We start from the raw sequence: 13,297 nt of genomic DNA, 5'->3' as shown, positions 1-13,297 counted from the left end.
GGCGTAGGGTGGGCAAGCTCCGCTTGCCCACCGTCGTGGCACCACCACCTAGAACAACGAGCCCTGCTCCGGCGGCTCGGGCTTCTTCGGCGGCTCGGGCGGCTTCGGCTTTTCCACGGACTTCGGTTTCTCCGGCGGCTTGGGACGGCTCGTGCGCATGCTGCTCGCCTGCGGCGCGCGCGGCGGCAGCGGAGCCGCTTCGGCCTGCAGCTGGCCCGTCCACTGGCGGAAGAACGTCGCCGCCTCCTTCACCGGGCAGGCGAGCCACGCGTCGTAGTCTTCCGGTGCGAGCAGGATCGGCATGCGCTTCTCGTCGCCGGGCCGGTGGAAGCGCTGGTAGAACACGTGGTCGTCGGCATTCACCGTGAGCATCGCGAACGAGAACAGCTCGTGGCCTTCGGGACTCTTCCACTTCGTGTAGATGCCGGCGATGCCCATGGGCAACCCACCCGGCTGGTAGATGGCCCAGCGCTCCGCCTTCGCGTCGTCGTGCGCGAAGCAAGGCTCGTAGATCACTTCGGCCGGAACGATGCAGCGCCAGCCGTTGCGCCAGCTGTCGCGGAAGCTCGGGAGCTGGTGCACCGTCTCGCTGCGCGCGTTGTAGGTGCGGCGTCCGAACGCCAGCTCCTTCGCGAAGGCGGGCAGCAGGCCGAAGATCCCGTCGTGGACGACTCGCTTGTTGCCGGAGCCCGCCTCGGCCAGCCGGATGAAGGGCGCCATGCCGGTCGGCCAGGTGTCCACCGATTCGTCGTCGCGCTCGCGCTCCACGCCGAAGAAGCTGAGGAGGCGATCCTTGCGCGTGACCGGCTGGTAGTTGCTGCACACGGAGGGATTATCGGGTGAGCCGCAGCACTGACTACCGACCGCCGCGTGCCGACCGCAGCGGCTGCAGCAGGTGCTTCAAGCCGTTGTGGTCGATCTCGTGCATCAAGGCGAGCAGGCGACCGAGCTCGCCCGGCGGAAAACCTTCGCGGGCGAACCAGTTCAGGTAATTCCCCGGCAGGTCCGCGATGAGGGTGCCCTTGTGCTTGCCATAGGGCATCTCGGTCTCGACCAGGCGCTGGAGGGGCTCGGACATGGCGGGATTGTCGCAGGCGGGAGTCCAGCGCCTCGCCGTGTCAGCCGGGCGCTCGCGAAAGCCACCAGAAACCCAGGAGCGCAGCGCAGTGGAGCGTCACCGTCGCCCGGTAGGTGCTGCGGAAACTCGCCTTGACCGACTTGTGGCGCAGCACCTGCTGCGCGAACCACGCGCCGCCCCATCCCCCGGCGAGGCTCATGAGGTGCAGCGTGTCTTCCTTGACGCGCCAGCGGCGCTTCCGCGCCGCGTACTTGTCCTGCCAGTAGGCGAAGAAGGTCGCGAGGTTCAGGATGAAGGACGCAGGAAGCACCCACCAAGGCACCTGCCTTTGCCAGACGAGCCAGGCCAACGCGAATCCGTACGCCGCCATCAGAGGCAAGGCAATCCCGGCACCCGAGCCCGGCGCGCGCACCGGCCGGCGGCCCGGCTCCCTTCGCGGTGTCGATGGAGCTCGCGCGCCCCGGTCTCGACGCACGCTTGCCTCCGGCGCGGCCACCGGCTGGACGGCGACTGCGCGCGGCCCCTTGCCGCCGACATGAATGTCCTCGAAGGTGACGCGCTGCCCCGGACGCGGAGCTTCGCCGGAGTGTGGGCGGTAGTCGCGCACATGCACGAACACGTCTTGTGCAAACGCGCCGCTGCGAATGAAGCCGAAGCCCTTGGTCTCGTCCCAACGGACGATCGTTCCTTCCTTGCGCATGCGTGCGATCAGCGGGGCAGGCGCGTCAGATTCCTGCTCCGCCCGGGAACAGCTGGTTCACCAGCTCGTCGATCTTGCGGTCCGCCTCGATGAACTTGTTCATGTTGGCGCCGCCGCGCGTGGAGTCGTACAGGGCCTGGCCAACGGGCTGGCCGTTGCTGAAGACCTTGATTTCCGCATGGGACATGTACATCGCCATGTCCCAGCGCCAGTTCGCGCTGTACGTCGAAGTCGTGGGGCACTCGGTGATCGCCGCGGAAGGAGGCAACTGACGTACCGTGTAGCCCTTGACGGCGAGTGAACGCTTGTACGCGTCGATGAAGCCGGCCCGCACCGCCGGGTTCTCGATGATGCAGACCTGCCGCCCCTCCAACCTGGCTACGGGCTTCACCGTCTGGTGGATGGCGCACCCACCCAGGACCCATGCGGCGCACACGACGGCGCCCGACGCTTTCTTGAATCGCATTTGCCGAATCCCCGAATCGTTGTTCTTGCAAGGGCATTGCGCCCCCGAACCACTATAGCCGCGAACTCGTCGGTTTCTCGGATCCCGGGTCTGCAGGCCGAAGCCGATCGGCAAAGCTGCACGCGCCAGGCGCCGGCCGGGCCGGCGCCCTGACTCTGCAATTGTGTGCCTTGTGCTCCCCCCGTGTCAGAGTGAGACGGACGGTGAAGCGGTCGATACACCTTCTCCCGCTGCGACGGCGCGTCCCAAACTGGGACGCATGGGCGAGGACAAAAACATCGCGTCGTTGCGCTCCCGCGTCACGGCGCTGGTTCAAGAGGAAGGCGTGCTGCTCTCCCAGGCGTTCGACGTGAGCCGTGAAGGTGGCGACAGGCGCGGGGTGGACGCCTTGTTCGCGCGCGTGCAGGCTCTGCAGGTCGAACGCAACAAGGTGCAGAAGGAGATCGGCCACCTCCTGGGCGGCCAGCGAATGCACGTGGCGGCGGAGGTATGGAAGCCCGGCGTGTACGACTATCGGCAGGAAGTCGGAGGCGGCACCGTGCGCGTGCGCATCGCCAAGGGCCCTCTCGGGCTCCAGGCCCTGTTCCCGGGGCGCAGCAAGCCGGTGAGCATCGAGACCCTCGGCGGCGCATTCGAGGGCCCGCTCGCAGTGGATGAACCACTGCCTTAGGCAAGCGCGGCAGGACCCGGATCGCATGCGCCACCGGCGCGTGGCCGAAGAATTCACGCAGCACATCTGCTCACTTTTTTCTGATGGCGCCGAGCCGCGGCAGCCCTTAGTATTCAGCCCTGCCTCACCTCTGTAGGCATTCGCCCGCGAAGCGAATCGGCGCTGTCCGATAACGGTTATCACGCATCGCGGACTTTTCCTGCCGCATTCCCACGGGAATCGAAAGCGGCCAAAAACCCCGGAGTTACTACATGAACCTCATGCAGGGAATCGTCCTGGAATTTTCTCGTCTGGGCCTCGTCTACGTTCACCTCATCGCCTGTTGCGTCGCCATCGGCCTCGTCCTGAAAAGCGACGTCGCGATGGTCAGGGACATGCTGAAGGGAGACCGCGCACCGGATCCAGCGCACACGGATCACATGAACAGCCTCAAGCGCGTCGTCGGGATCGCGCTGGCCGTGCTTTGGGCCACCGGCACGGCCATCGTCACGCTCGATGCCGTCACCAAGGGTGGCTGGCACTACTTCGCCAACCCGAAGATCCAGGCCAAGATCCTGATCGTGGTGCTGCTGACCCTCAACGGCGTCGTGCTGCACAACCTCGTGCTGCCCTGGTTCGAAAAGGCCGGATCGCTGCTGAAACTGCCCTTCAACCGGATCGCGCTGGCCACCTTCGCCGGCACCGTTTCCGGCGTGTCGTGGATGTACGCGGCCATGCTGGGCGTGGGTCGTCCGCTGTCGTGGAAGTACTCCCTCGGCGAGATCATGGCCGCTTACCCGGCGCTGATCCTGGGCGGCTTCGTCGGCATGCTGGCCTTCACGGCCTGGTGCAAGTACCGCAAGGAGCCGGGTGCGTTCGAGCTCGCACCGGCGCATCTCGGCGCACGCTGATTTCCTGGAGCCTTGCGCCCGGGGACGCCTGACCGCGTCCCCGGGCGCGCTTCAGGACTCCGTTCGCCCCGTCTCCACGCGCTGAACCGCCACGGTCACGCCATAGATCGCCAGCAGCCCCAGCACATGCCCGACCGCGACACCCGGCTCGCCCGCTTCGATCCGGCCGATGGTCTGCACGTGCACGCCGAGCCGCGCGGCCGCGGCCGACTGGCCCTCGCCGGCGGCCGTGCGGGCCTGCCGGGCCGCGGCGCCCATGGCCTTGATCGCCTCGAGGGCGGGTTCACCGATGTCCGCGGAGATGCGTTTGCCTTGCGCCATGCCCGGATTGTCGTCGGCTCACGAAGCGGCGGCCCTGGCGGACAATCGCCGCATCCATTCGCAAGGAACCCTCTTGACCCGACCCACTCCCTGGCACGACAAGGTGATCGCGCTGCTGCGCACCGGCAACGCAGCCGCGGCCGTCGCACAGATCAAGGTCGCACCCAGCGTGCGTGAGCTGCGGGCGCTGGAGAAGTCGCTCGCGGCGGCGCAACTCGCGGGGCGGTGGAAGGACGTCGACGCCGCGCTCGCCGACAGCATCCAGGCGCTGTCCTCGCCGCGACTGCACCGGTCGCCCTGAAGCGGCCGGCTTACTCGTCGACCTTGCGGCGCGTGACCTTCACCTGCGAGCGGATCGCCTTGCCTTCCAGCCGGCGCTGCCTGGACCCGTAGGTCGGCTTCGTCGGCCGCCGGATCTCCGGGACCTGCGCGGCCTCTTCCACGATGGCCTCCAGGCGCGCGAAAGCCTGCGCCCGGTTCTGCTCCTGGCTGCGCGCGGATTGCGCCTTCAGCAGCAGGATGCCGTCCTTGCTCACGCGGCGGCCCGGCAACGCCAGCAGCCGCTCCTTCACGTCCGCCGGCAGCGACGACGCGCGGATGTCGAAGCGCAGGTGCACGGCGGTCGAGACCTTGTTGACGTTCTGGCCGCCGGGGCCCTGGGCCCGCATGGCCGTGATCTCGACCTCGTCCTCCTTCACGCGGGTAGCCATGTCAGAAGCGCTCGCCGGCCGGCAGGTAACGCCACTGCCCCGGCGGCAGGCCCGCCATCGCGATGCGCCCGATGCGGATGCGCCGCAGCGCGACGAGCCCGAGGCCGACCTGGGCGCACATCCATTCGATCGCTTCCGGCGCAATGCCTTTGACGGCGAAGCGCAGGCGCGTCTCGCTCTGCCAGCTCACGCGCGCCGGCGGCAGCGGGCGGCCGTCCCGCACCAGCCCATGGCCCAGGCGCGCCAGGCCGTCGGGCACGATCGCGCCCTGCACTTCGGCAATGAGTTCCTGTTCGACGAACGCCGCGTCTTCGGTGAGCTTGCGCACCACCCGAAAGTCCTGGCTGAAGACGCACAGGCCGCTTGCGGGCGCAGGCAGCGGCATCAGCTCCTTGAGTCCGACCTGGTGGGACTTGCTGCGGCGGATGCCCGTGGTGTCGCCGCTCCAGTGGCCGACTTCCGCCAGCAGGTCCCGCGCCGCATCGGCCTTCACGCCCGCCGGCTTGTGAAGCAGGAAGGTGGCGGACACGGCGGGTTGCAGCCGCGCCTGCGGATCGACCTCGACCCGCTGGCCCGCGGCGACGCGCGCCTGCGGTTCGTCGGCACGCTGCCCGTCCACGCGCACCCAGCCTTCGGCGATGTACTGCTCCGCCTCGCGGCGCGAACACGGGACCAGCGCGGCGACGACCTTGGACAGGCGCTGGGCGTCGTCGGGCGCGGGCGAAGCGGGTGTGCCCATGCCAGGCGTCACAGCAGCCGTGCCTTCACGCTGCGGCCCTTGATGCGCCCGCTGTTCAGGCGCGCGACGGCCTCCTGCGCGATGCCGCGCTCCACGGCCACGTAGGTGGCGAACTCGTTGATGTCGATCTTGCCCACCTGCTCGCGGGTGTAGCCGAGGTCGGCGGTGAGCGCGCCCAGCACGTCGCCCGGGCGGATCTTCTCCTTGCGCCCGGCCTGGATGTGCACGGTCGCCATCCCCGGCAGCAGGCGGCCGCCCGGGGCCGGCGTGAGCTCGGTGGGCGCATGCCAGACCGAGGGCCGTCCCTGCAGCTGTTCGACGCGGCCCACCGCGCCCATCTCGTCCAGGGACGCGATGCTGAGCGCCAGCCCGGTCTGGCCGGCGCGGCCGGTGCGGCCGATGCGGTGCACGTGCGCTTCCGGATCGGGCGAGATGTCGACGTTGACGACGGCGGCCAGGCCGGCGACGTCGAGCCCGCGCGCCGCGACGTCGGTGGCGACCAGCACGGAGCAGCTGCCGTTGGCGAAGCGCACGAGCACCTGGTCGCGGTCGCGCTGCTCCAGGTCGCCGTGCAGCGCCAGCGCGCTGTAGCCCTGCGCCTGCAGCAGTTCGGCCAGCTCGCGGCAGCGCACCTTGGTGTTGCAGAAGGCGAGCGTGCTCGCCGGGCGGAAGTGCTCCAGCAGGCGCGCCACCAGCGGCAGCCGCTGGTCCTCGCGCACCTCGTACCAGCGCTGCTCGATCTGCTCGCTGCCGTGCTGCGCCTCCACCTTCACGGTCACGGGATCGCGCAGGAACTGGGCGGCCAGCTTGGCGATGCCCTCGGGATAGGTCGCCGAGAACAGCAGCGTCTGCCGCTGGGGCGGGCACTGGCGGGCCACCTTCGCGATGTCGTCGACGAAGCCCATGTCCAGCATGCGGTCCGCTTCGTCGAGCACCAGCGTCGCCAGCGCATCGAAGGCGAGGTTGCCGCGCTCGAGGTGGTCGATGACGCGACCCGGCGTGCCGACGACGACGTGGGCGCCGCGCTCCAGGCTGGCCGTCTGCCCCCGCAAGGGCACGCCGCCGGCGAGCGTGACGACCTTGACGTTGTCTTCGGCGCGCGCCAGCCGCCGGATCTCGGTGGTGACCTGGTCGGCCAGTTCACGGGTGGGGCACAGCACCAGGGCCTGCACGTCGAAGCGGCGCGCATCGAGCTTCGCCAGCAAGGCGAGCGCGAACGCCGCGGTCTTGCCGCTGCCGGTCTTGGCCTGGGCGATCACGTCGCGGCCTTGCAGCGCCGCGGGGAGGCTCGCCGCCTGGATGGCGGTCATCTCGAGATAGCCGAGCCGGCGGAGGTTCTCCTGGGCCGCGGGGGAAAGGGAGAGCGATTCGAATTTGCTGGAAGCCGCGGAGGGAGAGGTCATGCGTGCATCTTACGCAGGCGGCCGGCCCCACGAGCCCGGGCACTCGACGTATGCTGCCGGCATCCTCCATGGCCGACGCACTCGCCGCCTCCGTTGCCGACCTCCTGCTGGGCCTCACGCTCGGGTCGACGGGCCCCGGCGCGAGCAATCGCTTGTCGATCGAGGGCCTCACGCTGCGTGCCGGAAACGATGGCGCCCTCGAGCTGGAAGCGGCCAGCGTCGAACTTCACGACGTGAAGGTCCATGGCCCGGTGGTGTTGCCGGCGCAGGCGGCTACGGGCGGCTCGTGGTCCCTCGCGCCGCTCGCCAGTGCCGACGGCACGATCCGCGCGCAGATCGTCGATGCCCACCTCGTGTTCGATGCGGACGTGACGGTGCCCATCCGCCAGGGGCAGATCGACTTCGGCGATGCGACCGTCGAGCACGTGGGCCCGGACTCGCGCATGGGCATCAGCCGCATGGGCCTGTACGTCGACGCGCCCAACGGGCGCAGCTATCTCTACCAGTTTTCTGCCGCGCCGCTCGCCGGCGTCGAGTTCGAGGAGCGGGGCGCCCTGCTCGGGCGGGTGAGCGACCGCGGCAGCCTGCGGCTGCAGGAATTCGCCGAGGGCGTGCTGCTGCAAGGCCCGTCCGGCGCCGGCCAGGGCTTCACGGCGCAGACGCGCCAGCTGCTCGATCGCACCGCCCTCTCGGGCGAGGTCCGGCTCGGCGACGGCAAGGTCGCCGCGCCCGGCGCGCAAGCCGAGCTGGTGGGACGCGCGCAAGGCCGCAACACGATCCGCCTGCACTCGGAAGCCGTCGGGCGCGGGATCGGCGCCGAACTGGCTGCGCTGTCGGTGCAGGACGCGGCGCTGGACGCCATGGGCTTGCAGGCGCGCTGCAAGGAGATCACCGGCTCGGTCGTGCTGCGGCTGTCCGTCGAAGGTGGGCAGCTGCAGTTCGCGCTGGACATCGCGGAGCTGAAGATCTCGGGGCTGCACCTGCGGCGGCCATGAACCTGCTGTGGAAATACCTGAAGCCGCAGCGCAGGCTGGCGGTGCTGGCGCTGCTGCTGGCGGGCCTGAGCCAGGTGCTGGCGCTGGTGGATCCGATCATCTTCGGCTGGCTGGTGGACGGCTACGCCAACCAGCGCGACGTGAAGAGCGACGAGGACCTGGTGCGCGGCGCGCTGCGCCTGCTGGCGCTGGCCGTCGCGGTGGCCATCGCCTCGCGGGGCTGCAAGGCGCTGCAGGACTACGTGACCCGCCTCGTGGTGCAGCGCTTCGGCACCCAGATCTTCAACGACGGCCTGCGCCAGACGCTGCGCCTGCGCTACCAGGAGTTCGAGGACCAGAGCAGCGGCGAAACGCTGTCGCTGCTGCTGCGCGTGCGGCGCGACACCGAGCGCTTCATCAACGCCTTCATCAACGTGCTGTTCGCGTCGCTGGTGGGACTGGGCTTCCTCCTGTGGTACGCGGTCACGCGCAGCTGGCTGCTGGTGCCGGTGTTCCTCTTCGGCCTGCTGGTGCTGGGCGGCCTGTCGGGCCTCCTGAGCCGGCAGATCCGCGGCCAGCAGCGCGCCCTGAACCGCGAGACCACGCGCAACGCCGGCTTCATCACCGAGAGCCTGCGCAACGTGGCCCTGATCAAGAGCCTGGGCCTGACCTTCCGCGAGATCCGCCGCCTGGAGGCGCAGACGCAGGTGATCTTCGACCTCGAGATGGCGAAGGTGCGCCGCATCCGCTGGCTCACCTTCCTGCAGGGCTCCACGCTCAGCCTGCTGAAGCTGTCGGTGCTGTTCACGCTGCTGTGGCTGATCTTCCGCGACGTGCTGTCCACCGGCGAACTCATCGCGATGCAGTTCATCTCCGTCGGCATCCTGGCGCCGCTGCAGGAGCTGGGCAGCATCATCCTGGCCTGGCGCGAAGCGAGTTCCTCGCTGGCGAACTTCGCCGAGCTGATGGCCAAGCCGATCGACCAGCGGCCCAAGGACGCCGTGCACGTCGGACCGATCGAGTCCCTGCGCTTCGAGCACGTGGTGTTCCGCCATCGCGGCGCGCAGGAGAATGCGCTGGACGACGTCAGCTTCTCCGCGCGCCGCGGCGACACCATCGCGTTCGTGGGCCCCTCCGGGTCGGGCAAGTCCACGCTGGTGAAGCTGCTCCTCGGGCTGTACCGCCCGGTGTCGGGCGAGGTCTACTTCAACGAGGTCGGCGCCCGCAAGCTGCGCTACAACGAGGCGCGCCGGCAGGTCGGCTACGTGACGCAGGAAACCAGCCTGTTCGGCGGCACGGTGCGCGAGAACATGCTGTTCGTCCGGCCGGGCGCGACGGACGCGCAGATCCTGGGCGCGCTGGCGCACGCGCAATGCGCGAGCCTGCTCGATCGCCTGCCCGAGGGGCTGGACACCGTCGTCGGCGAGGGCGGCACGAAGCTGTCCGGCGGCGAGCGCCAGCGGTTGTCGATCGCGCGGGCGCTGCTGCGCGAGCCGCGCCTGCTCGTGTTCGACGAAGCGACCTCGGCGCTGGACTCGCTGACCGAGCAACAGGTGACCGAGACGGTGCGCCGCATCTCCGGCGAACGCACGCAGATCACCCTGCTGATCGCGCACCGGCTGTCGACCGTGCTGCATGCGGACGCCATCCACGTGCTGGAGAAAGGCCGCGTGGTGGAGAGCGGCACGCACGAGGAACTGGTGGCGTCCAAGGGCCTGTACTACGCCATGTGGCGCCAGCAGATCGGCGAGCGGGAAGCCGCACCGGGAAGCCGCCCGCGCATCGACGACGAGGAAGAAGAGCCTGGAGAGGCGCCTGCCATTCCAACCCACGGAGTCATCCCATGAGAAAACTCGTCGCATCCACCTTCGTCTCTTCTGGGACGACGCCATGGGCCGCTCGATGAACGGCTTCGACGGCCAGGCGCGCGAAGCTCGCGCGCGGCGGACTGACCGGCTTACTTCGCCGGCTTCTTGGACTTGTTGCGCGCGGCTTCCACCGCCGCCGCCTGCTCCGCATGCTTCTCGGCGCGCGTCCTGCGTGCCTTGGGCTTCCTGGTCTCCTTGGCGTCCTTCATTTCCTTGCTGGTCGCCGGCTTCTCCTTGGCCTGGGCATGGTGCGTGCGAACCATCCGTTCGACCGCGCTGGGCCTGGGCTCCATCGCCTGCGCCTGCCGCTTGTCCCGCTCCTCCTTCAGCTGCTTGCGCTCCTCGAGCAGGACCTGTTCGGCCTCGGACGGCTTGTCGCCTTCCCCGCGGCTCATCTTCGCGCTGTGCAGCGCCTGGCCATTCCTCGAGATGCGCTTGGTCATCGATGCAGTACGGATCGGCATTGCGGTTCCTCGTGATGGGCGGGAGGGCCACTGTATGCCCACCTGCCGGTTGACGCCAGATGTCAAAACTCTCCTACCCGCGGCTCAGCCATTGGCGGGCAACTGGACAGGAGCCGCCTGCCTACGATTCCGTCACGCGCAGCATGCCAGTCCGGGTGCGGCATCCCCAGTCCCCCGCGTTACGAGAGATGGAGCATGAGCCAGCCAACGCATTCGCCCGCCGAACTTCTGTCCACCGGAATCCCCGGCCTCGACGTCGTCCTGGGAGGCGGCCTCAGTCCGAACCGCATCTATCTGATCGAAGGCGAGCCCGGCACGGGCAAGACGACGACCGGGTTGCAGTTCCTGCGCGAGGGCGTGGCCCGCGGCGAGACGGTGGTCTACATCACGCTGGCCGAGACGGGGGAGGAGCTGAGCGCGGTCGCGGCCTCCCACGGCTGGACGCTGGACGGCATCCACCTGCACGAGGTCCTGCCCACCGAGGACCTGCTGCGGGACGACCAGCAGTACACGATGTTCCATCCGTCCGAAGTCGAGATGGCCAACACCATCCAGCTCATCCTCTCGGCCATCGACGTCAACAAGCCCACGCGGGTGGTGCTGGACTCGCTGTCCGAGCTGCAGCTGCTGGCCGACTCCGCGCTGCGCTACCGCCGCCAGGTGCTGGCCCTCAAGCAGTTCTTCGCCAAGCGCAATTGCACCGTGATGCTGCTGGACGACCGCACCGCCGCGTCGGCCGACCTGCAGGTGCGCAGCATCGCCCACGCGGTGATCCAGTTCGACCTGGCCGTGAAGGACTACGGCGCGGAGCGGCGCCGCGTGCGCGTCATCAAGTACCGGGGCCGCAATGCGATCGGCGGGATGCACGACTACAACATCACCCAGGGCGGCATCGTGGTGCACCCGCGGCTGGTTGCCGCCGAGTCGCGCGAGATGCGGCCGGCCGGCCAGGTCAAGAGCGGCCTCGGCGCGCTGGACGCCCTGCTGGGCGGCGGCCTGGAGGAAGGCACCAGCACCATCATCGTCGGGCCGCCCGGGACCGGCAAATCCTCGCTGTCCGCGCAGTTCGTCTCGGCTTTCATCAAGACGGGCGGCAAGGGCGCGATGTTCCTGTTCGAGGAATCCAAGAGCAACCTGCTCAATCGGGCCGATGGCCTGAACATGGACCTGCGCGGCTCCATCGCCGCCGGCAAGCTGACCATCCAGCAGGTCGACCCGGCGGAGCTGTCGCCGGGCCAGTTCAGCGCCGCGGTGATCAAGGCGACGCAGGACGGCGCGAGGATCGTCGTGATCGACAGCCTGAACGGCTACATGAATGCGGTGCCGGACGAACGATTCCTCACCACCCACATGCACGAGCTGCTGACCTACCTGGGCCAGCGCGGGGTGGTCACCATCCTGGTGGGCATCCAGCAAGGCATGCTGGGCGGCGTCATGTCCAGCGCCATGGACGCCAGCTACCTGGCCGACAACGTGCTGATGCTGCGTTATTTCGAGGACGACGGCGAAGTCAAGCAGGCCGTGTCCGTCTTCAAGAAGCGCGGCAGCATCCACGAACGCACCATCCGCCGCTTCAGCATGTCGGACGCCGGCATCTCGGTCGGCGAGGTGCTGCGCGGTTACCGCGGCATCCTGACCGGTGTGCCGGTGCCGAGGTCCGTGCCGGCGAATCCGGACGAGACCATGAAGGTCCGGTAGTGGAGCGCCGCATCCTGATCTATCCGGCGGTGGCCCAGGACGGCCTGCTGGCCGGCAAGGTCCTGTCGTCCGTGGGCATCGAGACGCTGATCTGCCGCGGCAGCGAGGCGGTGCTGGCGGCGCTCGCCGAAGGCGCCGGCGCCCTGCTCGTGGTCGAGGAAGTCATCTCCGGTGCCGCCATCCAGCCGCTCAAGCGCTTCGTCGATGCGCAGGCGGGATGGTCGGACCTGCCGATCCTGGTGCTGACGAAGCGCGGCGCGGATTCGGTGGAGGCGCAGCGGGCCGTGGAGCACCTGGGCAACGTGACGCTGCTGGAACGGCCGGTGCGCACCATCGCGCTGATCAGCGCCGCGCATTCCGCCCTGCGGGCACGCGACCGCCAATACCAGGTGCGCCTGGCGGACCAGCGCAAGGACGAATTCCTGGCCACGCTGGCCCACGAACTGCGCAATCCGCTCGCGCCCATCCGCACGTCGATCTCCATCATCCGCCGGCTGCAGCATTCCGACGAGGTGCAGAAACTCACCGACGTCGTGGACCGCCAGGTCGTGCATCTCACGCGCCTGGTGGACGACCTGCTCGACGTCGCCCGCATCACCACCGGCAAGGTGGCCCTGAACTCCACGCACACGACGCTCTCCGCCGTCGTGACCCATGCACTGGAGATCGCGTCGTCCTCGGTGCAGGACAAGGGCCACCAGCTCGAGGTGGTCCAGCCGCCCGAAGACTTCGCGCTCGACGCGGACCATGCGCGGATCGTCCAGACCGTGGCCAACCTGCTGGTGAACGCGGCCAAGTACACGCCGCCGCACGGCCACATCGCGCTGACGGCCTCGGTGGAGGGCAAGGTGGTGACCTTTCGCGTGCGCGACGACGGCCGCGGGCTGGAGCCCGCCTCGCTGACGCGCATCTTCGATCTGTTCGCGCAGGCCAAGTCGCCCGACGAGCCCCTGAGCGGCCTGGGCATCGGGCTGAACCTGGCGCGCAAGTTCGCCGAGATGCACGGCGGCTCCATCGCCGCCACCAGCGACGGCCTGGGCCGGGGCAGCGAGTTCATCCTGACGCTGCCCGTGGTGGTGGGCGTGGAGCAGGCGGAAAGCGGCGGCGAGACGCCAGCGGCGGTCGATGACGCCGCCGGCCGCCGGGTGCTGGTGGTCGACGACAACAAGGACGCCGCCGACACCCTGGAAGCATTCCTGACGATGGAAGGCTTCATCGTCGCCGTCGCCTACGACGGTGCCGCGGCGCTGGAGAAAGTGAAGTCGCACGCGCCGGACGTCGTGCTGATGGACATCGGCATGCCGCGCATGGACGGC

Annotated in this window: 16 protein-coding genes; 7 read left to right on the top strand and 9 right to left on the bottom strand. The window is 69.1% G+C overall.

Annotated features, from left to right (window positions below):
- Nucleotides 1-48: 48 nt before the first annotated feature.
- Genes VF522_RS14255 through VF522_RS14240 form a run of 4 tightly spaced genes read right to left on the bottom strand, consistent with a single transcriptional unit; the run spans nucleotide 49 to nucleotide 2,244 of the window.
- Nucleotides 49-825, bottom strand: coding sequence for an SOS response-associated peptidase (locus tag VF522_RS14255; RefSeq protein ID WP_330908945.1), 777 nt, complete (start codon nucleotides 823-825; stop codon nucleotides 49-51).
- A 31-nt stretch (nucleotides 826-856) separates the two neighbouring features.
- Complete coding sequence (locus VF522_RS14250) at nucleotides 857-1,078, bottom strand: DUF3820 family protein (RefSeq protein ID WP_330908944.1); 222 nt, start codon at nucleotides 1,076-1,078, stop codon at nucleotides 857-859.
- A gap of 40 nt (nucleotides 1,079-1,118) precedes the next feature.
- A complete protein-coding gene (locus tag VF522_RS14245) occupies nucleotides 1,119-1,778 on the bottom strand; it encodes a cold shock and DUF1294 domain-containing protein (RefSeq protein WP_330908943.1) in 660 nt (219 codons plus the stop codon).
- Between the two features lie 25 nt (nucleotides 1,779-1,803).
- Nucleotides 1,804-2,244, bottom strand: coding sequence for an Sbal_3080 family lipoprotein (locus VF522_RS14240; RefSeq protein ID WP_330908942.1), 441 nt, complete (start codon nucleotides 2,242-2,244; stop codon nucleotides 1,804-1,806).
- A gap of 259 nt (nucleotides 2,245-2,503) precedes the next feature.
- On the opposite strand from VF522_RS14240, the gene VF522_RS14235 reads away from it, so the two are divergent.
- Together VF522_RS14235 and VF522_RS14230 are read left to right on the top strand one after the other, a co-directional pair.
- On the top strand, nucleotides 2,504-2,914 hold the full coding sequence (locus VF522_RS14235) for a hypothetical protein (RefSeq protein ID WP_330908941.1): 411 nt from the start codon (nucleotides 2,504-2,506) through the stop codon (nucleotides 2,912-2,914).
- Nucleotides 2,915-3,165: 251 nt separating this feature from the next.
- Nucleotides 3,166-3,804, top strand: a complete 639-nt coding sequence (locus tag VF522_RS14230; protein WP_330908940.1) for a hypothetical protein — start codon at nucleotides 3,166-3,168, stop codon at nucleotides 3,802-3,804.
- Nucleotides 3,805-3,855: 51 nt separating this feature from the next.
- Here VF522_RS14230 and VF522_RS14225 read toward each other — a convergent pair whose 3' ends face one another.
- Complete coding sequence (locus VF522_RS14225) at nucleotides 3,856-4,125, bottom strand: helix-turn-helix transcriptional regulator (RefSeq protein WP_330908939.1); 270 nt, start codon at nucleotides 4,123-4,125, stop codon at nucleotides 3,856-3,858.
- A 73-nt stretch (nucleotides 4,126-4,198) separates the two neighbouring features.
- Between VF522_RS14225 and VF522_RS14220 the strand changes: the two genes are divergently transcribed.
- A complete protein-coding gene (locus VF522_RS14220) occupies nucleotides 4,199-4,426 on the top strand; it encodes a hypothetical protein (protein ID WP_330908938.1) in 228 nt (75 codons plus the stop codon).
- A gap of 10 nt (nucleotides 4,427-4,436) precedes the next feature.
- Here the strand turns inward: VF522_RS14220 and arfB are convergent, their stop codons facing one another.
- Genes arfB through dbpA form a run of 3 tightly spaced genes read right to left on the bottom strand, consistent with a single transcriptional unit; the run spans nucleotide 4,437 to nucleotide 6,977 of the window.
- Nucleotides 4,437-4,835 (bottom strand): alternative ribosome rescue aminoacyl-tRNA hydrolase ArfB, encoded by a 399-nt coding sequence (arfB, locus tag VF522_RS14215; RefSeq protein WP_330908937.1) that lies wholly within the window; start codon nucleotides 4,833-4,835, stop codon nucleotides 4,437-4,439.
- Between the two features lies 1 nt (nucleotide 4,836).
- Nucleotides 4,837-5,574, bottom strand: coding sequence for an RNA pseudouridine synthase (locus VF522_RS14210; protein ID WP_330908936.1), 738 nt, complete (start codon nucleotides 5,572-5,574; stop codon nucleotides 4,837-4,839).
- Nucleotides 5,575-5,582: 8 nt separating this feature from the next.
- Nucleotides 5,583-6,977: an ATP-dependent RNA helicase DbpA gene (gene dbpA / locus VF522_RS14205; protein WP_330908935.1), complete on the bottom strand. Its 1,395-nt coding sequence runs from the start codon at nucleotides 6,975-6,977 to the stop codon at nucleotides 5,583-5,585.
- Nucleotides 6,978-7,045: 68 nt separating this feature from the next.
- Between dbpA and VF522_RS14200 the strand changes: the two genes are divergently transcribed.
- Both VF522_RS14200 and VF522_RS14195 read left to right on the top strand, forming a co-directional pair.
- Nucleotides 7,046-7,972 carry a hypothetical protein gene (locus tag VF522_RS14200; RefSeq protein ID WP_330908934.1) on the top strand — a complete coding sequence of 309 codons (927 nt, stop codon included), beginning with the start codon at nucleotides 7,046-7,048 and terminating at the stop codon, nucleotides 7,970-7,972.
- Nucleotides 7,969-9,798, top strand: coding sequence for an ABC transporter ATP-binding protein (locus VF522_RS14195; RefSeq protein WP_330908933.1), 1,830 nt, complete (start codon nucleotides 7,969-7,971; stop codon nucleotides 9,796-9,798). The genes VF522_RS14200 and VF522_RS14195 overlap by 4 nt, the downstream gene beginning before the upstream one ends.
- Before the next feature lie 110 nt (nucleotides 9,799-9,908).
- On the opposite strand, the gene VF522_RS14190 is transcribed toward VF522_RS14195, so the two are convergent.
- On the bottom strand, nucleotides 9,909-10,283 hold the full coding sequence (locus VF522_RS14190) for a hypothetical protein (RefSeq protein ID WP_330908932.1): 375 nt from the start codon (nucleotides 10,281-10,283) through the stop codon (nucleotides 9,909-9,911).
- 195 nt (nucleotides 10,284-10,478) lie between these two features.
- On the opposite strand from VF522_RS14190, the gene VF522_RS14185 reads away from it, so the two are divergent.
- Together VF522_RS14185 and VF522_RS14180 are read left to right on the top strand one after the other, a co-directional pair.
- Complete coding sequence (locus VF522_RS14185; protein ID WP_330908931.1) at nucleotides 10,479-11,981, top strand: ATPase domain-containing protein; 1,503 nt, start codon at nucleotides 10,479-10,481, stop codon at nucleotides 11,979-11,981.
- Nucleotides 11,981-13,297 (top strand): hybrid sensor histidine kinase/response regulator (locus tag VF522_RS14180; protein ID WP_330908930.1); only part of this gene is annotated, 1,317 nt, incomplete at its 3' end. The genes VF522_RS14185 and VF522_RS14180, both read left to right, overlap by 1 nt.

The sequence above is a fragment of the Ramlibacter sp. genome (assembly GCF_036383835.1).
Lineage (GTDB): Bacteria > Pseudomonadota > Gammaproteobacteria > Burkholderiales > Burkholderiaceae_C > Ramlibacter.
Note: the sequence above shows the minus strand (reverse complement) of the source record. Positions and strands in the feature narration are given on the sequence as shown.